The organism is Pseudomonas sp. R4-84, assembly GCF_054130985.1.
Map to the genome: position 1 here is coordinate 600,718 of NZ_CP096390.1, position 20,797 is coordinate 621,514.

A 20,797-nucleotide genomic window follows, 5' to 3' on the forward strand; every position below is an offset into this window, starting at 1 on the left:
CGGCATAATGGTCGGCCTGATTTTGTTTTAGGTCAGTAGCTCAATTGGCAGAGCGACGGTCTCCAAAACCGTAGGTTGGGGGTTCGATTCCCTCCTGACCTGCCAGATTCACTCGGTGTGTCTGGCTTTCTTTTCACAGGATCTTCATAGATGACTCCTAAAGCTGAAGCTCAAGGCTCTCGCTTCGATCTGCTCAAGTGGCTAGTGGTAGTCGCTTTGGTGGTTGTTGGCGTTGTTGGCAATCAGTATTTTTCTGCTTCGCCGATCCTGTACCGTGTACTTGCATTGCTTGCCATTGCTGCTGTAGCTGCCTTTGTAGGCCTGCAGACAGCCAAGGGCAAGTCTTTCTTTGTACTCGCTAAGGAAGCTCGCACCGAGATTCGTAAAGTCGTATGGCCGACTCGCCAGGAAACCACGCAGACCACGTTGATCGTTGTGGCTGTTGTTTTGGTGATGGCGTTGCTGCTGTGGGGGCTCGATTCCCTGCTCGGTTGGCTTGTTTCCTTGATTGTTGGCTAAGGGTGTCCCGTGGCTAAGCGTTGGTACGTTGTGCATGCTTACTCGGGTTACGAGAAGCATGTTATGCGCTCGTTGATAGAGCGTGTGAAGCTGGCAGGCATGGAAGATGGCTTTGGCGAGATTCTGGTTCCCACTGAAGAAGTGGTTGAAATGCGTAATGGCCAGAAGCGCAAAAGTGAACGTAAGTTCTTTCCAGGCTATGTGCTGGTACAGATGGATATGAACGAAGGGACTTGGCACTTGGTCAAGGATACCCCTCGGGTGATGGGCTTTATTGGCGGTACCGCCGACAAGCCGGCGCCGATCACAGATAAAGAGGCGGAAGCGATTCTGCGTCGTGTCGCTGATGGTAGCGACAAGCCGAAGCCGAAGACATTGTTTGAGCCAGGTGAGGTTGTACGCGTCACCGACGGTCCATTCGCTGACTTCAATGGCACGGTTGAAGAGGTTAACTACGAAAAGAGCCGGATCCAGGTCGCGGTGCTCATTTTCGGTCGCTCTACTCCGGTAGAGTTGGAGTTCAGTCAGGTCGAAAAGGTCTGATTGGACAGGCATCCCAACCCCGCAGCCCAAGGCTGTGGGGTTTTGTCGTCACTGGGATAAACGCGCAAGCAACCGGGGAGCCTTTCGAGGCGTTCGAACCCGTAATTGGAGTGCCTCATGGCCAAGAAGATTACCGCTTACATCAAGCTGCAAGTGAAGGCCGCTCAGGCTAACCCAAGCCCACCTGTTGGTCCTGCACTGGGTCAGCACGGCGTGAACATCATGGAATTCTGCAAGGCTTTCAACGCCCGTACTCAGGGTCTTGAGCCAGGTCTGCCGACTCCAGTGATCATCACTGTCTACAGCGACCGCAGCTTCACTTTCGAAACAAAAAGCACCCCTGCTTCGGTTCTGCTGAAGAAGGCTGCAGGTTTGACCAGCGGTTCCGCTCGTCCAAACACCGTTAAGGTTGGCACCGTTACCCGTGCTCAGCTGGAAGAAATCGCGAAAACCAAAAACGCGGATCTGACTGCAGCTGATATGGATGCAGCCGTGCGTACTATCGCCGGTTCTGCTCGTAGCATGGGCCTTAACGTGGAGGGTGTGTAATGGCTAAGCTGACCAAGCGTCAAAAGGCTATCGCCGGCAAAATCGAAGCAGGCAAGGCCTACAACTTTGTAGACGCCGCCGCTCTGCTGGCCGAGCTGTCGACTGTCAAGTTCAGCGAGTCGTTCGACGTTGCTGTTAACCTGGGCGTTGACCCACGTAAATCCGACCAGGTCGTACGTAGCGCTACCGTGCTGCCACACGGCACTGGCAAGACTGTTCGTGTTGCCGTGTTCACCCAGGGCCCAGCAGCTGAAGCTGCTCTGGCCGCTGGTGCTGATCGCGTAGGCATGGACGATCTGGCTGCTGAAATGAAAGGCGGCGACCTGAACTATGACGTCGTGATCGCATCCCCGGATGCCATGCGCGTTGTAGGCCAGTTGGGTCAGATCCTCGGTCCACGTGGTCTGATGCCTAACCCTAAAGTCGGCACCGTAACCCCAGACGTAGCCACCGCGGTTAAAAACGCCAAGGCCGGTCAGGTTCGTTATCGCACCGACAAGAACGGCATCATTCACACTTCCGTTGGCAAAATCGGCTTCGACGCCGTCAAGCTGAAGGAAAACGTTGAAGCTCTGATCGCTGATCTGAAGCGCATCAAGCCAGCTTCTTCGAAAGGTATCTACGTCAAGCGCGTTACCCTGAGCACCACTATGGGCCCAGGTCTGATCATCGATCAGAGCTCGCTCGACGCGTAAGACAAAGGTTGGCGCAAGCGATTGCGCCAATCAAATATTGGGGTCCCTGCCTGGCGGGGGCTGTCCAAGACCGTAGGCGACGAAAGTCTTAAACCACAAGCCTACGCAGATGGTGCTCCCGGTTCCTTACCGAATCAGACACCAAAACGACATTCGGTTTCGATCGGATGAAACGGTAACAAGCAGGAGTTAAACCCGTGGCAATTAAACTCGAAGACAAGAAGGCCATCGTCGCTGAAGTCAACGAGGCTGCCAAAGCTGCTCTGTCCGCTGTCGTGGCTGATGCCCGTGGCGTAACAGTAGGCGCTATGACCGGACTCCGTAAAGAGGCTCGTGAAGCTGGCGTTTACGTACGTGTAGTACGTAACACCCTGCTCAAGCGCGCTGTTGCTGACACTGAATACAGTGTCCTCAACGACGTGTTCACCGGCCCGACCTTGATCGCGTTCTCCACCCAACATCCTGGCGCTGCTGCCCGTTTGTTCAAGGAATTCGCCAAAGGTCAGGACAAGTTCGAGATTAAGGCAGCTGCGTTCGAGGGCAAGTTCCTCGCAGCTAACCAGATCGACGTACTGGCAACTCTGCCGACCCGTGACGAAGCAATCTCCCAGCTGATGAGCGTGATTCAAGGCGCTACCAGCAAGTTGGCTCGTACTCTGGCGGCACTGCGCGACCAGAAAGAAGCTGCCGCAGCCTAAGGCTCGACACTCCTTTTCGCGTTTTTTGTTTATTTCGATGGTCGCGTAGGCCGTCCCCCAATCCAGGAATTTAGAGTCATGTCTATCTCTCAAAACGATATCCTCGAAGCCGTTGGCAACATGTCCGTAATGGAAGTTGTTGAGCTGATCAAAGCTTTCGAAGAAAAATTCGGTGTTACCGCTGCTGCTGCTTCCGCTGGTCCAGCTGTTGCCGCTGCTGTTGCTGAAGAGCAAACCGAATTCAACGTCATGCTGACCGAAGCTGGCGAGAAGAAAGTAAACGTGATCAAGGCAGTACGTGAACTGACCGGTCTGGGCCTGAAAGAAGCCAAGGCTGTAGTTGACGGCGCTCCTGCCATGGTTCTGGAAGCTGTTGCCAAAGACGCAGCTGACAAAGCCAAAGCAGCACTGGAAGAAGCAGGCGCTAAAGTCGAGCTGAAGTAAGCATCGACTTTGCGTCTCCAGCCCGAGCGTTAAGCGACAGGCTGATGGCTGGTGGCTCTTGCCACCGGCCTTTTTCCGTTATTGGCAGCCGACTGGGTCGGTGCTGATCGCGAGCTGTAACCACCCGATGTGGTGGCGCAAACCATGGGGTTTGCACGATTTTCTGGCTGCTCCCGTCGGGAGGGGCCAAACAAGCAGGTGACCAAGCTGGGGAACGCTGATGGCTTACTCATATACTGAGAAAAAACGTATCCGCAAGGACTTTAGCAAGTTGCCGGACGTCATGGATGTGCCGTACCTCCTGGCCATCCAGCTGGATTCGTATCGTGAATTCTTGCAAGCGGGAGCGACTAAAGATCAGTTCCGCGACGTGGGCCTGCATGCGGCCTTCAAATCCGTTTTCCCGATCATCAGCTACTCCGGCAATGCTGCGCTGGAGTACGTCGGTTATCGCCTGGGCGAACCGGCATTTGATGTCAAAGAATGCGTATTGCGCGGTGTTACTTACGCCGTACCTTTGCGGGTAAAAGTGCGCCTGATCATTTTCGACAAAGAATCGTCGAATAAAGCGATCAAGGACATCAAAGAGCAAGAAGTCTACATGGGTGAAATCCCCCTGATGACTGAGAACGGTACCTTCGTAATCAACGGTACCGAGCGTGTAATCGTTTCCCAGCTGCACCGTTCCCCGGGCGTGTTCTTTGACCACGACCGTGGTAAGACGCACAGTTCCGGCAAACTGCTCTACTCCGCGCGCATCATTCCTTACCGCGGTTCGTGGCTGGACTTCGAGTTCGACCCGAAAGACTGCGTATTCGTGCGTATTGACCGTCGTCGCAAGCTGCCTGCATCGGTACTGCTGCGCGCGCTCGGCTATACCACCGAAGAAGTGCTGGACGCGTTCTACACCACCAACGTCTTCCATGTGCAAGGTGAGAACCTGAGCCTGGAGTTGGTGCCTCAGCGCCTGCGCGGTGAAATCGCGGTCCTGGATATCCAGGACGACAAGGGCAAGGTTATTGTCGAGCAAGGCCGTCGTATTACTGCTCGCCACATCAACCAGCTGGAAAAAGCCGGTATCAAAGAGCTGCAGGTGCCGATGGACTACGTCCTGGGTCGCACCACCGCCAAGGTCATCGTGCATCCAGCCACCGGCGAGATCATCGCTGAGTGCAATACCGAGCTCACCGTCGAGATCCTGGCGAAAATCGTCAAGGCTCAGGTCGTTCGTATCGAGACCCTGTACACCAACGACATCGACTGCGGTCCGTTCATCTCCGACACGCTGAAGATCGACTCCACTGGCAACCAGCTGGAAGCCTTGGTCGAGATCTATCGCATGATGCGTCCTGGCGAGCCGCCAACCAAGGATGCTGCCGAGACCCTGTTCAACAACCTGTTCTTCAGCCCTGAGCGCTATGACCTCTCCGCGGTCGGCCGGATGAAGTTCAACCGTCGTATCGGTCGTACCGAGATCGAAGGTTCGGGCGTGCTGAACAAGGATGACATCGTTGCGGTGCTCAAGACCTTGGTCGACATCCGTAACGGCAAAGGCATCGTCGATGACATCGACCACCTGGGTAACCGTCGCGTTCGCTGCGTAGGCGAAATGGCCGAAAACCAGTTCCGTGTTGGCCTGGTGCGCGTAGAGCGCGCGGTCAAGGAACGCCTGTCGATGGCTGAAAGCGAAGGCCTGATGCCGCAAGACCTGATCAACGCCAAGCCAGTGGCCGCGGCGGTGAAGGAATTCTTCGGCTCGAGCCAGCTGTCCCAGTTCATGGACCAGAACAACCCGCTGTCCGAGATCACCCACAAGCGTCGTGTTTCCGCACTCGGCCCAGGCGGTCTGACCCGTGAGCGTGCAGGCTTCGAAGTTCGTGACGTACACCCGACTCACTACGGTCGTGTATGCCCGATCGAAACGCCGGAAGGTCCGAACATCGGTCTGATCAACTCTTTGGCCGCCTATGCGCGCACCAACCAGTATGGCTTCCTCGAAAGCCCGTACCGTGTGGTGAAAGACGCCCTGGTCACCGACGAGATCGTGTTCCTGTCTGCCATCGAAGAGGCTGATCACGTGATCGCCCAGGCTTCGGCCACGATGAACGACAAGAAAGTCCTGACCGACGAGCTGGTAGCTGTTCGTCACTTGAACGAGTTCACCGTCAAGGCGCCGGAAGACGTCACCTTGATGGACGTATCGCCGAAGCAGGTAGTGTCGGTTGCAGCGTCGCTGATCCCGTTCCTCGAGCACGACGACGCCAACCGTGCGTTGATGGGTTCGAACATGCAGCGTCAGGCTGTACCGACCCTGCGTGCCGATAAGCCGCTGGTAGGTACTGGCATGGAGCGCAACGTTGCGCGCGACTCCGGCGTTTGCGTCGTGGCTCGTCGCGGCGGTGTGATCGATTCCGTCGACGCCAGCCGTATCGTGGTTCGTGTTGCCGATGACGAAGTAGAGCCGGGCGAAGCCGGTGTCGACATCTACAACCTGACCAAGTACACCCGCTCCAACCAGAACACCTGCATCAACCAGCGTCCGCTGGTAAGCAAAGGTGATCGGGTTCAGCGCAGCGACATCATGGCCGACGGCCCGTCCACCGACATGGGTGAACTGGCGCTGGGTCAGAACATGCGCATCGCGTTCATGGCATGGAACGGCTTCAACTTCGAAGACTCCATCTGCCTGTCCGAGCGTGTGGTCCAGGAAGACCGCTTCACCACGATCCACATCCAGGAACTGACCTGTGTGGCTCGTGACACCAAGCTTGGCCCAGAGGAAATCACTGCGGACATCCCGAACGTGGGTGAAGCTGCACTGAACAAGCTGGACGAAGCCGGTATCGTTTATGTAGGTGCTGAAGTAGGCGCGGGCGACATCCTGGTCGGCAAGGTCACTCCGAAAGGCGAGACCCAACTGACTCCGGAAGAGAAGCTGCTGCGTGCGATCTTCGGTGAAAAAGCCAGCGACGTGAAAGACACCTCCCTGCGCGTGCCTACCGGCACCAAGGGTACCGTCATCGACGTACAGGTCTTTACCCGCGACGGCGTTGAGCGTGACGCTCGCGCACTGTCGATCGAGAAGACTCAGCTCGACGAGATCCGCAAGGACCTGAACGAAGAGTTCCGTATCGTCGAAGGCGCGACTTTCGAACGTCTGCGCTCCGCCCTGGTCGGCCACAAAGCCGAAGGCGGCGCCGGCCTGAAGAAAGGTCAGGAGATCACCGACGAAGTCCTCGACGGTCTTGAGCATGGCCAGTGGTTCAAGCTGCGCATGGCTGAAGATGCTCTGAACGAGCAGCTCGAGAAGGCCCAGGCCTATATCGTTGATCGCCGCCGTCTGCTGGACGACAAGTTCGAAGACAAGAAGCGCAAACTGCAGCAGGGCGATGACCTGGCTCCAGGCGTGCTGAAAATCGTCAAGGTTTACCTGGCAATCCGTCGTCGCATCCAGCCGGGCGACAAGATGGCCGGTCGTCACGGTAACAAGGGTGTGGTCTCCGTGATCATGCCGGTTGAAGACATGCCGCACGATGCCAATGGCACCCCGGTCGATGTGGTTCTCAACCCGTTGGGCGTACCTTCGCGTATGAACGTTGGTCAGATTCTCGAAACTCACCTGGGCCTCGCGGCCAAAGGGTTGGGCGAGAAGATCAACCGCATGATCGAAGAGCAGCGCAAGGTCGCTGATCTGCGTAAGTTCCTGCACGAGATCTACAACGAGATCGGCGGGCGCAACGAAGAGCTGGATACCTTCTCCGACCAGGAAATCCTGGACTTGGCGAAGAACCTGCGCGGCGGCGTTCCAATGGCTACCCCGGTGTTCGACGGTGCCAAGGAAAGCGAAATCAAGGCCATGCTGAAACTGGCGGACCTGCCAGAAAGCGGCCAGATGCAGCTGTTCGATGGTCGTACCGGCAACAAGTTCGAGCGTCCGGTTACCGTTGGCTACATGTACATGCTGAAGCTGAACCACTTGGTAGACGACAAGATGCACGCCCGTTCTACCGGTTCTTACAGCCTGGTTACCCAGCAGCCGCTGGGTGGTAAGGCGCAGTTCGGTGGTCAGCGTTTCGGGGAGATGGAGGTCTGGGCACTGGAAGCATACGGTGCTGCATACACTCTGCAAGAAATGCTCACAGTGAAGTCGGACGATGTGAACGGCCGGACCAAGATGTACAAAAACATCGTGGACGGCGATCACCGTATGGAGCCGGGCATGCCCGAGTCCTTCAACGTGTTGATCAAGGAAATTCGTTCCCTCGGCATCGATATCGATCTGGAAACCGAATAACACGTGACGCGAATCGAGAGCGGGGCTGTTTTGCCCGCTCTCTGCTCCGCCAGGAGGAAAGGCCTTGAAAGACCTACTGAATTTGCTGAAAAACCAGGGTCAAGTCGAAGAGTTCGACGCCATCCGTATTGGATTGGCCTCGCCTGAGATGATCCGTTCGTGGTCGTTCGGTGAAGTAAAAAAACCGGAAACCATCAACTACCGTACGTTCAAACCCGAGCGTGATGGTCTGTTCTGCGCCAAGATCTTTGGCCCGGTAAAGGATTACGAGTGCCTGTGCGGTAAGTACAAGCGCTTGAAGCATCGCGGCGTGATCTGCGAGAAGTGCGGCGTTGAAGTCGCGCTGGCAAAAGTTCGTCGTGAGCGCATGGCGCACATCGAACTGGCCTCGCCGGTTGCCCACATCTGGTTCCTGAAATCGCTGCCGTCCCGTATCGGCCTGCTGATGGACATGACCCTGCGTGATATCGAACGCGTTCTCTACTTCGAGAGCTATGTCGTTATCGATCCAGGCATGACCACTCTTGAAAAAGGTCAGCTGCTCAACGACGAACAGTACTTCGAAGCGCTGGAAGAGTTCGGCGACGATTTCGATGCCCGCATGGGTGCCGAAGCTGTCCGCGAACTGCTGCACGCTATCGACCTGGAGCACGAGATTGGTCGTCTGCGTGAAGAGATTCCGCAAACCAACTCCGAAACCAAGATCAAGAAGCTGTCCAAGCGTCTGAAGTTGATGGAAGCCTTCCAGGGTTCCGGCAACCTGCCAGAGTGGATGGTGCTGACCGTTCTGCCGGTACTGCCGCCAGACCTGCGTCCGCTGGTTCCGCTCGATGGCGGTCGTTTCGCGACTTCCGACCTCAACGATCTGTATCGTCGGGTGATCAACCGTAACAACCGCTTGAAGCGCCTGCTCGATCTGTCCGCTCCGGACATCATCGTGCGCAACGAAAAGCGTATGTTGCAGGAAGCGGTGGACGCATTGCTCGACAACGGTCGTCGTGGCCGCGCTATCACCGGTTCGAACAAGCGTCCTCTGAAATCCCTGGCTGACATGATCAAGGGTAAGCAGGGTCGTTTCCGTCAGAACTTGCTCGGTAAGCGTGTTGACTACTCCGGTCGTTCGGTAATTACCGTAGGCCCGACCCTGCGTCTGCACCAGTGCGGCCTGCCAAAGAAAATGGCCCTGGAACTGTTCAAACCGTTCATCTTCGGCAAGCTGGAAATGCGTGGTCTTGCGACCACCATCAAGGCCGCCAAGAAGATGGTCGAGCGCGAGCTGCCAGAGGTCTGGGACGTTCTTGCCGAAGTGATTCGCGAACACCCAGTGCTGCTCAACCGTGCACCGACCCTTCACCGTCTGGGTATCCAGGCGTTTGAACCGGTACTGATCGAAGGTAAGGCTATCCAGCTGCACCCGCTGGTCTGTGCTGCGTACAACGCCGACTTCGACGGCGACCAAATGGCCGTGCACGTACCGCTGACGCTGGAAGCCCAGCTCGAAGCGCGTGCGTTGATGATGTCGACCAACAACATCCTGTCGCCAGCCAACGGTGAGCCAATCATCGTTCCGTCCCAGGACGTTGTATTGGGTCTGTACTACATGACTCGTGAAGCGATCAACGCCAAGGGCGAAGGTCGTGTGTTCGCGGACCTGCAGGAAGTTGACCGTGTGTTCCGTGCCGGCGAAGCCGCACTGCACGCCAAGGTCAAGGTGCGGATCAACGAAACCGTAAACGATCGTGATGGCAACAGCGTGACCAACACTCGTATCGTCGACACCACCGTCGGCCGTGCGCTGCTGTTCCAGGTCGTGCCGAAAGGCTTGTCCTTCGATGTCGTCAACCTGCCGATGAAGAAAAAGGCGATCTCCAAGCTGATCAACCAGTGCTACCGCGTGGTTGGTCTGAAAGAGACCGTGATCTTCGCTGACCAGTTGATGTACACCGGTTTTGCCTATTCGACCATCTCCGGCGTTTCCATCGGTGTTAACGACTTCGTTATCCCTGATGAAAAAGCCCGCATCATCGGTGCAGCCACCGAAGAAGTGAAAGAGATCGAAAGCCAGTACGCCTCCGGCCTGGTAACCCAGGGCGAGAAGTACAACAAGGTGATCGACCTCTGGTCCAAGGCGAACGACGAAGTATCCAAGGCCATGATGGCCAACCTCTCGAAAGAGAAGGTCATCGACCGCCATGGCAAGGAAGTCGACCAGGAATCCTTCAACTCGATGTACATGATGGCCGACTCGGGTGCGCGGGGTTCTGCTGCGCAGATCCGTCAGCTCGCCGGTATGCGTGGCCTGATGGCCAAGCCGGACGGCTCCATCATCGAGACCCCGATTACTGCGAACTTCCGTGAAGGTTTGAGCGTACTCCAGTACTTCATCTCCACTCACGGTGCTCGTAAGGGTCTTGCGGATACCGCGTTGAAAACGGCGAACTCCGGTTACCTGACTCGTCGTCTGGTAGACGTTGCCCAGGATCTGGTCGTGACCGAGATCGATTGCGGCACCGAGCATGGCCTGGTAATGACTCCGCACATCGAAGGCGGTGACGTTGTTGAGCCGCTGGGTGAGCGCGTATTGGGTCGTGTCATCGCCCGTGACGTATTCAAGCCGGGTACCGAGGACGTCATCGTTCCTGCTGGCACCCTGGTTGACGAGAAGTGGGTCGAATTCATCGAGCTCAACAGCATCGACGAAGTGATCGTGCGCTCGCCGATCAGCTGTGAAACCCGCTACGGCATCTGCGCCAAGTGCTACGGTCGCGACCTGGCACGTGGTCACCAGGTGAACATCGGTGAAGCGGTCGGCGTTATTGCTGCCCAGTCCATCGGTGAGCCGGGTACCCAGCTGACCATGCGTACGTTCCACATCGGTGGTGCGGCAAGCCGGACCTCCGCGGCCGACAGCGTTCAGGTGAAGAATGGCGGTACTGTCCGCCTGCACAACCTGAAGCATGTTGAGCGTGTCGACGGTCACCTGGTCGCCGTTTCCCGTTCCGGTGAGTTGGCGATTGCCGACGACTTCGGTCGTGAGCGCGAGCGCTACAAGCTGCCGTACGGTGCCGTGATTTCGGTGAAGGAAGGCGACAAGGTCGACGCTGGTGCCATCGTGGCCAAGTGGGATCCGCACACTCACCCAATCGTCACCGAGATGAAAGGTACCGTGACCTACGTGGGCATGGAAGAAGGCATCACGATCAAGCGTCAGACTGACGAATTGACCGGTATGACCAACATCGAAGTGCTCGACGCAAAAGATCGTCCAGCTGCAGGCAAGGACATCCGTCCGGCCGTGAAGATGGTCGACGACAACGGCAAGGATCTGTTGCTGCCAGGTACTGACGTAATCGCTCAGTACTTCCTGCCAGCCAACGCCCTGGTCGGTGTTGCGGACGGTGCGCGGATCGCGATCGGTGATGTTATCGCTCGTATCCCGCAAGAAACTTCGAAGACCCGCGACATCACCGGTGGTCTGCCGCGTGTTGCCGACTTGTTCGAAGCTCGTCGTCCGAAAGAAGCCTCGATTCTGGCTGAAGTCAGCGGCACCATCGCGTTCGGTAAAGAAACCAAGGGCAAGCGCCGCCTGGTTATCACCCCGAACGACGGTAGCGATCCGTACGAAGAGCTGATTCCTAAGTGGCGTCACCTGAACGTCTTCGAAGGCGAACAGGTAAACCGCGGCGAAGTTATCTCCGACGGTCCGAGCGATCCACATGACATCCTGCGTCTGCTGGGTGTCAGTGCGCTGGCCAAGTACATCGTGAACGAAATCCAGGACGTTTATCGTCTGCAGGGCGTGAAGATCAACGACAAGCACATCGAGACCATCCTGCGTCAGATGCTGCGTAAAGTTGAGATCTCCGAGTCTGGCGACTCCAGCTTCATCAAGGGCGACCAGATGGAACTGACTCACGTGCTGGTGGAAAACGAGCGTCTGGCGAACGAGGACAAGTTCCTTGCCAAGTTCACTCGCGTACTGCTGGGTATCACCAAGGCGTCGCTGTCCACCGAATCGTTCATCTCGGCGGCTTCCTTCCAGGAAACCACTCGCGTACTGACCGAGGCGGCGGTTACCGGCAAGCGCGACTACTTGCGCGGCCTGAAAGAAAACGTGGTCGTGGGTCGTCTGATCCCGGCCGGTACCGGTTTGGCCTATCACAGCGAACGCAAGCGTCGTCGTGATGCAGACAAGCCGCTGCGCGTGAGCGCCAGTGAAGTGGAAGCTGCACTGACCGAAGCACTGAACTCGAGCGGTAACTGAGTTCGGCGTTGATTAAGTGCCTGGCCCTGGCCATCCCGTTCGGCGGATCGAGACAAATTGTCGAGATTCGGCGGGCGGGGAGGTCGGGGCCTTGCCTTGACTGGGGACAAGATCCTCTTTAGACTCTTGATCCCCTAAATTTGGCGGGAATTCGTTCCTGCCATTTTGCTTTTCTTGTAAGACAATAGCGTCGCAAGACAACAGTGGAGCTAGTAGATGGCAACTATCAACCAGCTGGTACGTCAGCCGCGTAAGCGTATCGTCGAGAAATCCGACGTGCCTGCGCTGCAGAACTGCCCGCAACGTCGTGGCGTATGCACCCGTGTGTATACCACCACGCCGAAAAAACCTAACTCGGCACTGCGTAAAGTATGCCGTGTGCGCCTGACCAACGGTTTCGAGGTTTCCTCGTACATCGGTGGTGAAGGTCACAACCTGCAAGAGCACAGCGTGGTACTGATCCGCGGCGGTCGTGTAAAAGACTTGCCAGGTGTTCGTTACCACACCGTCCGCGGTTCTTTGGATACTTCCGGCGTTAAAGGTCGTAACCAGGGTCGCTCGAAGTACGGTACCAAGCGTCCGAAGTAATCGGTCGTTTTGCAGTTTTTCATTTTTATTGAGTCGATAAGAGTAAGGTCGGGCACGCATCCGCTGTCCCGGGCTAACCTGAAGACCGCTTGAGGGCTTATCATGCCAAGACGTCGCGTAGCAGCCAAACGTGAGATTCTGGACGATCCGAAATACGGAAGCCAGATTCTCGCCAAGTTCATGAACCACGTTATGGAAAGCGGCAAGAAAGCCGTTGCCGAACGTATCGTTTATGGCGCACTGGACAAAGTTAAGGAACGCAAGAACAGCGATCCCCTGGAAATCTTCGAGAAAGCTCTCGACGCCATCGCTCCGCTGGTCGAAGTGAAGTCGCGCCGTGTAGGCGGTGCTACTTACCAGGTTCCGGTCGAAGTTCGTCCTTCCCGTCGTAACGCCCTGGCAATGCGCTGGCTGGTAGACTTCGCCCGCAAGCGCGGCGAGAAGTCCATGGCCCTGCGTTTGGCTGGTGAACTGTTGGACGCTGCTGAAGGTAAAGGTGCTGCAGTTAAGAAGCGTGAAGACGTGCACCGTATGGCTGAAGCCAACAAGGCTTTCTCGCACTACCGCTTCTAATTTTAGCGTCACTCAATTTGCGAGGGCTTTATGGCTCGTACTACACCGATTAACCGCTACCGTAACATCGGTATCGTTGCTCACGTGGATGCTGGTAAGACCACCACCACCGAGCGCGTCCTTTTTTACACCGGCAAAAGTCACAAAATGGGCGAGGTGCATGACGGCGCCGCGACCACAGACTGGATGGTTCAGGAGCAGGAGCGTGGTATTACCATTACTTCTGCTGCTATCACCGCCTTCTGGAAAGGTTCCGAGAAGCAGTACCCGCACGAGCATCGCTTCAACGTTATCGATACCCCGGGCCACGTAGACTTCACCATTGAAGTTGAGCGTTCCCTGCGTGTACTCGACGGCGCGGTCGTTGTGTTCTGTGGTACTTCGGGCGTTGAGCCTCAGTCGGAAACCGTATGGCGTCAGGCCAACAAATACGGTGTTCCACGTCTTGTTTATGTAAACAAGATGGACCGTGCTGGTGCCAACTTCCTGCGCGTGATCGGTCAGATCAAGCAGCGTCTGGGTCACACTCCGGTGCCTATCCAGCTCGCTATCGGTTCGGAAGACAACTTCCAGGGCCAGATCGACCTGATCAACATGCAGGCCGTGTACTGGAATGACTCCGACAAGGGCATGGTCCCTGTTCGTAAGGAAATTCCTGCCGAGCTGTTGGAAGAAGCCGAGCAATGGCGCAGCAACATGGTTGAGGCTGCGGCCGAAGCCAATGAAGAGCTGATGAACAAGTACCTCGAGGGCGAAGAACTCTCCAACGAGGAAATCAAGGCCGCTCTGCGTCAGCGTACTATCGCTGGTGAGATCGTTCTGGCTGTTTGCGGTTCTTCCTTCAAGAACAAGGGCGTTCCCCTGGTTCTCGACGCCGTTATCGACTTCCTGCCTGCTCCAACCGACATTCCTGCTATCAAGGGTTCCAACCCGGATAACGAGGAAGAGGAAATGGAGCGTCACGCAAGTGACGACGAGCCGTTCGCGGCTTTGGCGTTCAAGATCGCTACTGACCCATTCGTGGGTACCTTGACCTTCGTTCGAGTTTACTCGGGCGTGTTGGCATCCGGCGACGGCGTGATCAACTCGGTAAAAGGCAAGAAAGAGCGCGTGGGTCGTATGGTGCAAATGCACGCAAACGCCCGTGAAGAAATCAAGGAAGTGCGCGCTGGCGACATCGCGGCCTTGATCGGCATGAAGGACGTCACCACCGGTGAAACCTTGTGCAACGCTGACAAGCCAATCATCCTGGTTCGCATGGACTTCCCGGAGCCGGTTATCTCGGTTGCCGTTGAGCCTAAGACCAAGGACGACCAGGAAAAAATGGGTATCGCTCTGGGCAAGCTCGCTCAGGAAGACCCTTCTTTCCGCGTCAAGACTGATGAAGAGACTGGTCAGACGATCATCTCCGGCATGGGCGAGCTGCACCTGGACATCCTGGTTGACCGGATGCGCCGTGAGTTCAACGTCGAAGCCAACATCGGTAAGCCTCAGGTTTCCTATCGTGAGCGCATCACGAAGAGCTGTGAAATCGAAGGCAAGTTCGTTCGCCAGTCCGGCGGTCGTGGCCAGTTCGGTCATTGCTGGATCCGTTTTGCACCGGCTGACGAAGGTCAGGAAGGTCTGCAATTCCTGAACGAAGTCGTTGGTGGTGTGGTTCCTAAGGAATACATCCCGGCGATCCAGAAAGGTATCGAAGAGCAGATGAAGAACGGCGTTGTTGCCGGCTATCCGCTGATCGGCCTGAAGGCGACTGTGTTCGACGGTTCTTACCACGACGTCGACTCCAACGAGATGGCGTTTAAGGTGGCTGCTTCCATGGCTACCAAGCAACTGGCCCAGAAGGGCGGTGGTGAGTTGCTTGAACCTATCATGGCGGTAGAAGTCGTTACGCCTGAAGACTACATGGGTGATGTCATGGGCGACCTTAACCGTCGTCGTGGCATGATTCTGGGTATGGAAGATACGGTTTCCGGCAAGGTTATCCGCGCCGAGGTTCCGTTGGGTGAGATGTTCGGTTACGCAACCGACGTTCGCTCCATGTCTCAGGGTCGCGCAAGCTACTCTATGGAATTCAAAAAATACAATACAGCTCCGTCGCATATCGTCGAGACTGTTACCAAAAAGCAAGGCTGATCCAGCCCCTTTAAGCTAGGAGTTAATTGTCGTGGCTAAAGAAAAATTTGAACGGAACAAACCGCACGTCAACGTTGGTACCATCGGTCACGTCGACCACGGTAAAACCACGCTGACCGCTGCTCTGACCCGTGTCTGCTCCGAAGTTTTCGGTTCGGCCAAGGTTGACTTCGACAAGATCGACAGCGCCCCGGAAGAGAAAGCTCGCGGTATCACCATCAACACCGCTCACGTTGAATACGATTCGTCCGTGCGTCACTACGCACACGTTGACTGCCCAGGTCACGCCGACTACGTAAAAAACATGATCACCGGTGCTGCCCAGATGGACGGCGCGATCCTGGTTTGCTCGGCCGCTGATGGTCCGATGCCACAAACCCGTGAGCACATCCTGCTGTCCCGTCAGGTAGGCGTTCCGTACATCGTTGTCTTCCTGAACAAGGCTGACATGGTTGACGACGCTGAGCTGCTGGAACTGGTTGAGATGGAAGTGCGCGACCTGCTGAGCACTTACGACTTCCCGGGTGATGACACTCCAATCATCATCGGTTCGGCTCTGATGGCTCTGAACGGCCAAGACGACAACGAAATGGGCACCACTGCTGTCAAGAAGCTGGTGGAAACTCTGGACAGCTACATCCCAGAGCCAGAGCGTGCTATCGACAAGCCGTTCCTGATGCCAATCGAAGACGTGTTCTCGATCTCCGGTCGCGGTACTGTTGTGACTGGTCGTGTTGAGCGTGGCATCGTCCGTATCCAGGAAGAAGTTGAGATCGTCGGTCTGCGCGACACTCAGAAAACTACCTGCACCGGCGTTGAAATGTTCCGCAAGCTGCTCGACGAAGGTCGTGCTGGCGAGAACTGCGGCGTACTGCTGCGTGGCACCAAGCGTGACGACGTTGAGCGTGGCCAGGTTCTGGTCAAGCCAGGCACCGTCAAGCCGCACACCAAGTTCACCGCAGAAGTCTACGTTCTGAGCAAGGAAGAAGGCGGTCGTCACACTCCGTTCTTCAAAGGCTACCGTCCACAGTTCTACTTCCGTACAACTGACGTGACTGGTAACTGCGAGCTGCCAGAAGGCGTTGAAATGGTAATGCCAGGTGACAACATTCAGATGACTGTCACTCTGATCAAGACCATCGCGATGGAAGACGGCCTGCGTTTCGCTATCCGTGAAGGCGGTCGTACCGTCGGCGCTGGCGTCGTAGCCAAAGTCATCGAATAAGACTCTTTCAGAGTCGACTCGATGAACAGGAAAGCCCCCGCTTAGCGGGGGCTTTTTTATTAGGTTGACACCTATCAGGGGCGTCTATAGAATTGCGCCTCCTTTTAACGGGCGTATTGCGCCCGGTGGGAATAGCAGCCGGAGTCTGAAATCCAATGCAAAATCAGCAAATCCGTATCAGGTTGAAGGCTTTTGACCATCGCCTGATCGACCAATCCACCCAGGAAATCGTGGAAACCGCGAAACGTACTGGTGCTCAAGTGCGTGGTCCAATTCCACTGCCTACCCGTAAAGAGCGGTTCACCGTTCTGGTCTCCCCGCACGTCAACAAAGACGCGCGTGACCAGTACGAGATCCGTACTCATAAGCGCGTTCTGGACATCGTCCAGCCAACGGATAAAACCGTTGATGCTCTTATGAAGCTTGATCTTGCGGCCGGTGTGGAAGTGCAGATCAGCCTCGGCTAAGACTCGGTCTTAGTCGTGTAACGCTCTGAAATGGGCGGCCATAGCGGGTGAAAGCCCCGTACACTCATGAGGTTTACAACATGACTATTGGTGTAGTCGGTCGTAAATGCGGTATGACCCGTATTTTCACCGAAGAAGGTGTCTCCATTCCGGTCACGGTCATTGAGATCGAGCCGAATCGCGTCACCCAGTTCAAAACTGAAGAAACCGATGGCTATCGTGCAGTGCAAGTCACTGTCGGCGAGCGTCGCGCTTCGCGTGTAACAGCTGCTCAAGCTGGCCACTTCGCCAAGGCGAACGTAGCCGCTGGTCGTACCGTAATGGAATTCCGCCTTGAAGAAGGCGAGTACCAGGCCGGCGATCTGATCAACGCTGAAATCTTCGCTGCTGGTCAACTGGTTGATGTAACCGGTCAGTCCAAAGGTAAAGGCTTCCAGGGTACGATCAAGCGTTGGAACTTCCGCGGGCAAGATAACACCCACGGTAACTCCGTATCCCACCGCGTTCCAGGCTCTATCGGCCAGTGCCAGACTCCTGGTCGTGTATTCAAGGGCAAAAAAATGTCCGGTCATATGGGCGCTGAGCGCGTGACCGTGCAGTCCCTCGAAGTAGTGCGCGTGGACGCTGAACGCAATCTGTTGTTGGTCAAGGGCGCTGTTCCTGGCGCTACTGGCGGCAACTTGGTTGTACGTCCAGCAGCCAAGGCTCGCGGTTAAGGGGAAGCTGACATGCAATTAAATGTAAATGACGCTCAAGCGATCGAAGTTTCCGAACTGACATTTGGCGGCGAATTCAACGAGACGCTGGTTCACCAAGCAGTCGTGGCCTACATGGCCGGCGGCCGTCAAGGTAGCAAGCAGCAAAAGACCCGTTCCGACGTTTCTGGTGGCGGTAAGCGCCCATGGCGTCAGAAAGGTACTGGCCGTGCTCGTGCCGGTACAATCCGTAGCCCAATCTGGCGTGGCGGCGGTACCACTTTCGCAGCTCGTCCTCAGGATCACTCCCAGAAGCTGAACAAGAAGATGTACCGCGCAGCAATGCGTTCCATCCTTGCTGAGCTGGTGCGTACTGATCGTCTGGTCGTGGTTCAGGACTTCGCTGTTGAAGCACCGAAAACCAAAGATCTGCTGAACAAGCTGAATGGCATGGGTCTGACTGACGTCCTGATCGTGTCTGACGCTGTTGATCAGAACCTGTACCTGGCTGCTCGCAACCTGCCACACGTCGACGTTCGTGACGTGCAGGGTTCCGATCCGGTCAGTCTGATCGCATACGACAAGGTGTTGATCACCGTGTCGGCCGTGAAGAAATTCGAGGAGCTGCTGGGATGAACCAGGAACGCGTATTTAAAGTTCTGCTTGGCCCGCACGTTTCCGAGAAGGCTACGGTTCTGGCAGACAAGAAAGGCCAGTTCGTTTTCAAGGTTGCAACCGATGCAACCAAGCTGGAAATCAAGAAGGCCGTCGAAAGCCTGTTCAGCGTCAAAGTAGAGCGCGTTACTACCCTGAATGTTCTGGGTAAGAGCAAGCGCACTGCTCGCGGTCTGGGCAAGCGTAATGACTGGAAGAAGGCAGTTATCTCCCTTCAGCCAGGCCAAGATCTCGATTTCAGCAGCAGTGCTGAGTAAGGAAGGGGTGCATCATGGCAATCGTTAAATGCAAACCGACTTCCCCTGGCCGCCGTTTTGTGGTCAAGGTGGTCAACCAGGAGCTGCATAAAGGCGCTCCTCACGCACCGCTGCTCGAGAAAAAATCGAAGTCTGGTGGTCGTAACAACAATGGCCGTATTACCACTCGTCACGTTGGTGGTGGTCATAAGCAGCATTATCGTCTGGTCGACTTCCGTCGCAACGACAAGGATGGCATCGCTGCCACCGTCGAGCGTATCGAATACGATCCAAACCGTACTGCTCACATCGCTCTGCTGCTGTACGCAGATGGCGAGCGTCGCTACATCATCGCCCCTAAAGGCGTGAGCGCTGGCGACCAGCTGATCGCAGGTGCCTTGGCGCCGATCAAGCCGGGCAACGCTCTGCAACTGCGTAACATTCCAGTTGGTAGCACCGTACACGGCATCGAATTGAAGCCAGGTAAAGGCGCGCAAATCGCTCGTTCCGCTGGTGCTTCGGCTCAGCTGATCGCTCGTGAAGGTGTCTACGTGACCCTGCGTCTGCGTTCTGGTGAGATGCGTAAAGTACTGGCTGAATGCCGTGCGACCCTGGGCGAAGTCTCGAACTCCGAGCACAGCCTGCGTTCGTTGGGTAAAGCTGGTGCCAAGCGCTGGCGTGGCGTTCGCCCAACCGTTCGTGGTGTTGCCATGAACCCGGTTGACCACCCACATGGTGGTGGTGAAGGTCGTACCTCTGGTGGTCGTCATCCGGTATCGCCATGGGGCTTCCCGACTAAGGGCGCGAAGACTCGTGGTAATAAGCGTACCGACAAAATGATCGTCCGTCGTCGCAAGTAAATAGAGGGATACGACAGTGCCACGTTCTCTGAAAAAAGGTCCTTTTATTGATCTTCACCTACTGAAGAAGATCGAAGTGGCGGCGGAAAAGAACGATCGCAAACCAGTTAAGACCTGGTCGCGCCGCTCGATGATCCTGCCACAAATGGTCGGTCTGACCATCGCTGTACACAACGGTCGCCAGCACGTCCCAGTTCTCGTGAACGAAGACATGGTCGGCCACAAACTGGGCGAGTTCGCCGGTACCCGCACATACCGTGGGCACGTGGCTGACAAGAAAGCCAAGCGTTAAGGGGTAAGGAAATGGAAGTAGCCGCTAAGTTGTCGGGCGCTCGAATCTCCGCCCAGAAAGCCCGCTTGGTCGCCGACCAGATCCGCGGGAAGAAGGTGGGCGAAGCGCTCAACCTGTTGGCTTTCAGCAGTAAGAAAGCCGCCGAGATCATGAAAAAAGTGCTGGAGTCGGCCGTAGCCAACGCCGAGCATAACGAAGGCGCAGACGTTGATGACCTGAAGGTCAGCACCGTTTTCGTCAACGAAGGGCGTTCGCTGAAGCGCATCATGCCACGTGCCAAAGGCCGTGCTGATCGCATCGTCAAGCGGTCTTGCCATATCACTGTCAAGGTTGCTGACAAGTAACGGAGTCGAAGAGATGGGTCAGAAAGTACATCCCATTGGCATTCGCCTGGGAATCGTCAAGGAGCACACCTCCGTCTGGTACGCAGACGGTCGGACTTATGCGGACTACTTGTTCGCTGATCTGAAGGTGCGTGAGTATCTCCAAGACAAACTAAAAAGCGCGTCCGTCAGCCGTATCGATATCCATCGTCCGGCTCAGACTGCACGTATCACCATCCACACCGCTCGCCCAGGTATCGTTATCGGGAAGAAAGGTGAAGATGTTGAGAAACTGCGTCAGGACCTGACCAAGCAAATGGGTGTGCCTGTGCACATCAATATCGAAGAGATCCGCAAGCCGGAACTCGACGGTATGCTGGTTGCGCAGAGCGTAGCTCAGCAGCTGGAGCGCCGTGTAATGTTCCGTCGCGCTATGAAGCGCGCTGTACAGAACGCAATGCGCATTGGTGCCAAAGGCATCAAAATCCAAGTGAGCGGTCGTCTCGGCGGTGCTGAAATCGCACGTACTGAATGGTATCGCGAAGGTCGTGTGCCACTGCACACCCTGCGTGCCGACATCGACTATGCCAACTACGAAGCTCACACCACCTACGGTGTGATCGGTGTAAAGGTTTGGATCTTCAAAGGCGAAGTAATTGGTGGTCGCCAAGAAGAACTGAAGCCACAAGCACCAGCGCCTCGTAAAAAAGCTGCTAAGTAA

20 protein-coding genes and 1 tRNA gene are annotated in these 20,797 nt (G+C 56.1%); all 21 read left to right on the forward strand.

Annotation, left to right across the window (positions count from 1 at the left end; genetic code table 11):
- The first annotated feature begins 29 nt into the window (after nt 1–29).
- Nucleotides 30–105: transfer RNA gene (locus tag M1D68_RS02730), tRNA-Trp, on the forward strand.
- 45 nt (nt 106–150) lie between these two features.
- Entirely contained in the window at nt 151–519 is a 369-nt protein-coding gene (secE, locus tag M1D68_RS02735) for a preprotein translocase subunit SecE (protein ID WP_024776457.1), read from the forward strand.
- 9 nt (nt 520–528) lie between these two features.
- Nucleotides 529–1,062: a transcription termination/antitermination protein NusG gene (nusG, locus tag M1D68_RS02740; protein ID WP_010443972.1), complete on the forward strand. Its 534-nt coding sequence runs from the start codon at nt 529–531 to the stop codon at nt 1,060–1,062.
- A 117-nt stretch (nt 1,063–1,179) separates the two neighbouring features.
- Nucleotides 1,180–1,611 (forward strand): 50S ribosomal protein L11, encoded by a 432-nt coding sequence (gene rplK / locus M1D68_RS02745; RefSeq protein ID WP_003176435.1) that lies wholly within the window; start codon nt 1,180–1,182, stop codon nt 1,609–1,611.
- A complete protein-coding gene (rplA, locus tag M1D68_RS02750; RefSeq protein ID WP_030138521.1) occupies nt 1,611–2,306 on the forward strand; it encodes a 50S ribosomal protein L1 in 696 nt (231 codons plus the stop codon). The genes rplK and rplA overlap by 1 nt, the downstream gene beginning before the upstream one ends.
- 197 nt (nt 2,307–2,503) lie before the next feature.
- Entirely contained in the window at nt 2,504–3,004 is a 501-nt protein-coding gene (rplJ, locus tag M1D68_RS02755) for a 50S ribosomal protein L10 (RefSeq protein ID WP_003206099.1), read from the forward strand.
- Between the two features lie 78 nt (nt 3,005–3,082).
- On the forward strand, nt 3,083–3,448 hold the full coding sequence (gene rplL / locus M1D68_RS02760) for a 50S ribosomal protein L7/L12 (protein WP_007970414.1): 366 nt from the start codon (nt 3,083–3,085) through the stop codon (nt 3,446–3,448).
- Nucleotides 3,449–3,668: 220 nt separating this feature from the next.
- A complete protein-coding gene (rpoB, locus tag M1D68_RS02765; protein ID WP_420767524.1) occupies nt 3,669–7,742 on the forward strand; it encodes a DNA-directed RNA polymerase subunit beta in 4,074 nt (1,357 codons plus the stop codon).
- A 64-nt stretch (nt 7,743–7,806) separates the two neighbouring features.
- A complete protein-coding gene (rpoC, locus tag M1D68_RS02770) occupies nt 7,807–12,006 on the forward strand; it encodes a DNA-directed RNA polymerase subunit beta' (protein WP_420767525.1) in 4,200 nt (1,399 codons plus the stop codon).
- Nucleotides 12,007–12,222: 216 nt separating this feature from the next.
- The gene (gene rpsL / locus M1D68_RS02775) at nt 12,223–12,594 is read left to right on the forward strand and encodes a 30S ribosomal protein S12 (protein WP_003186084.1); all 372 of its coding nucleotides are present in this window, start codon (nt 12,223–12,225) and stop codon (nt 12,592–12,594) included.
- Nucleotides 12,595–12,696: 102 nt separating this feature from the next.
- Nucleotides 12,697–13,167 carry a 30S ribosomal protein S7 gene (rpsG, locus tag M1D68_RS02780; RefSeq protein WP_003186074.1) on the forward strand — a complete coding sequence of 157 codons (471 nt, stop codon included), beginning with the start codon at nt 12,697–12,699 and terminating at the stop codon, nt 13,165–13,167.
- Between the two features lie 30 nt (nt 13,168–13,197).
- On the forward strand, nt 13,198–15,303 hold the full coding sequence (fusA, locus tag M1D68_RS02785; protein WP_434562044.1) for an elongation factor G: 2,106 nt from the start codon (nt 13,198–13,200) through the stop codon (nt 15,301–15,303).
- Nucleotides 15,304–15,334: 31 nt separating this feature from the next.
- On the forward strand, nt 15,335–16,528 hold the full coding sequence (gene tuf / locus M1D68_RS02790; RefSeq protein ID WP_339481469.1) for an elongation factor Tu: 1,194 nt from the start codon (nt 15,335–15,337) through the stop codon (nt 16,526–16,528).
- A 155-nt stretch (nt 16,529–16,683) separates the two neighbouring features.
- Nucleotides 16,684–16,995 (forward strand): 30S ribosomal protein S10, encoded by a 312-nt coding sequence (gene rpsJ, locus M1D68_RS02795; protein ID WP_003186070.1) that lies wholly within the window; start codon nt 16,684–16,686, stop codon nt 16,993–16,995.
- A gap of 80 nt (nt 16,996–17,075) precedes the next feature.
- Nucleotides 17,076–17,711 (forward strand): 50S ribosomal protein L3, encoded by a 636-nt coding sequence (gene rplC / locus M1D68_RS02800; RefSeq protein ID WP_003186059.1) that lies wholly within the window; start codon nt 17,076–17,078, stop codon nt 17,709–17,711.
- A gap of 12 nt (nt 17,712–17,723) precedes the next feature.
- On the forward strand, nt 17,724–18,326 hold the full coding sequence (rplD, locus tag M1D68_RS02805) for a 50S ribosomal protein L4 (RefSeq protein ID WP_003186057.1): 603 nt from the start codon (nt 17,724–17,726) through the stop codon (nt 18,324–18,326).
- Nucleotides 18,323–18,622 carry a 50S ribosomal protein L23 gene (rplW, locus tag M1D68_RS02810; RefSeq protein ID WP_002555488.1) on the forward strand — a complete coding sequence of 100 codons (300 nt, stop codon included), beginning with the start codon at nt 18,323–18,325 and terminating at the stop codon, nt 18,620–18,622. The genes rplD and rplW overlap by 4 nt, the downstream gene beginning before the upstream one ends.
- A 14-nt stretch (nt 18,623–18,636) precedes the next feature.
- Entirely contained in the window at nt 18,637–19,461 is an 825-nt protein-coding gene (gene rplB, locus M1D68_RS02815) for a 50S ribosomal protein L2 (RefSeq protein WP_007924198.1), read from the forward strand.
- Between the two features lie 16 nt (nt 19,462–19,477).
- Entirely contained in the window at nt 19,478–19,753 is a 276-nt protein-coding gene (gene rpsS, locus M1D68_RS02820) for a 30S ribosomal protein S19 (protein WP_002555486.1), read from the forward strand.
- An 11-nt stretch (nt 19,754–19,764) separates the two neighbouring features.
- The gene (rplV, locus tag M1D68_RS02825; protein WP_003103908.1) at nt 19,765–20,097 is read left to right on the forward strand and encodes a 50S ribosomal protein L22; all 333 of its coding nucleotides are present in this window, start codon (nt 19,765–19,767) and stop codon (nt 20,095–20,097) included.
- Between the two features lie 13 nt (nt 20,098–20,110).
- On the forward strand, nt 20,111–20,797 hold the full coding sequence (gene rpsC, locus M1D68_RS02830) for a 30S ribosomal protein S3 (RefSeq protein WP_003176422.1): 687 nt from the start codon (nt 20,111–20,113) through the stop codon (nt 20,795–20,797).

Excerpts from the sequence above, each read along its gene's own strand:
- secE (WP_024776457.1), top strand. The coding sequence starts at position 151 with ATGACTCCTAAAGCTGAAGCTCAAGGCTCTCGCTTCGATCTGCTCAAG.
- rplK (WP_003176435.1), top strand. The coding sequence starts at position 1,180 with ATGGCCAAGAAGATTACCGCTTACATCAAGCTGCAAGTGAAGGCCGCT.
- rplA (WP_030138521.1), top strand. The coding sequence starts at position 1,611 with ATGGCTAAGCTGACCAAGCGTCAAAAGGCTATCGCCGGCAAAATCGAA.
- rplL (WP_007970414.1), top strand. The coding sequence starts at position 3,083 with ATGTCTATCTCTCAAAACGATATCCTCGAAGCCGTTGGCAACATGTCC.
- rpoB (WP_420767524.1), top strand. The coding sequence starts at position 3,669 with ATGGCTTACTCATATACTGAGAAAAAACGTATCCGCAAGGACTTTAGC.
- rpsL (WP_003186084.1), top strand. The coding sequence starts at position 12,223 with ATGGCAACTATCAACCAGCTGGTACGTCAGCCGCGTAAGCGTATCGTC.
- rpsG (WP_003186074.1), top strand. The coding sequence starts at position 12,697 with ATGCCAAGACGTCGCGTAGCAGCCAAACGTGAGATTCTGGACGATCCG.
- fusA (WP_434562044.1), top strand. The coding sequence starts at position 13,198 with ATGGCTCGTACTACACCGATTAACCGCTACCGTAACATCGGTATCGTT.
- rpsJ (WP_003186070.1), top strand. The coding sequence starts at position 16,684 with ATGCAAAATCAGCAAATCCGTATCAGGTTGAAGGCTTTTGACCATCGC.
- rplC (WP_003186059.1), top strand. The coding sequence starts at position 17,076 with ATGACTATTGGTGTAGTCGGTCGTAAATGCGGTATGACCCGTATTTTC.
- rplD (WP_003186057.1), top strand. The coding sequence starts at position 17,724 with ATGCAATTAAATGTAAATGACGCTCAAGCGATCGAAGTTTCCGAACTG.
- rplW (WP_002555488.1), top strand. The coding sequence starts at position 18,323 with ATGAACCAGGAACGCGTATTTAAAGTTCTGCTTGGCCCGCACGTTTCC.
- rplB (WP_007924198.1), top strand. The coding sequence starts at position 18,637 with ATGGCAATCGTTAAATGCAAACCGACTTCCCCTGGCCGCCGTTTTGTG.
- rplV (WP_003103908.1), top strand. The coding sequence starts at position 19,765 with ATGGAAGTAGCCGCTAAGTTGTCGGGCGCTCGAATCTCCGCCCAGAAA.
- rpsC (WP_003176422.1), top strand. The coding sequence starts at position 20,111 with ATGGGTCAGAAAGTACATCCCATTGGCATTCGCCTGGGAATCGTCAAG.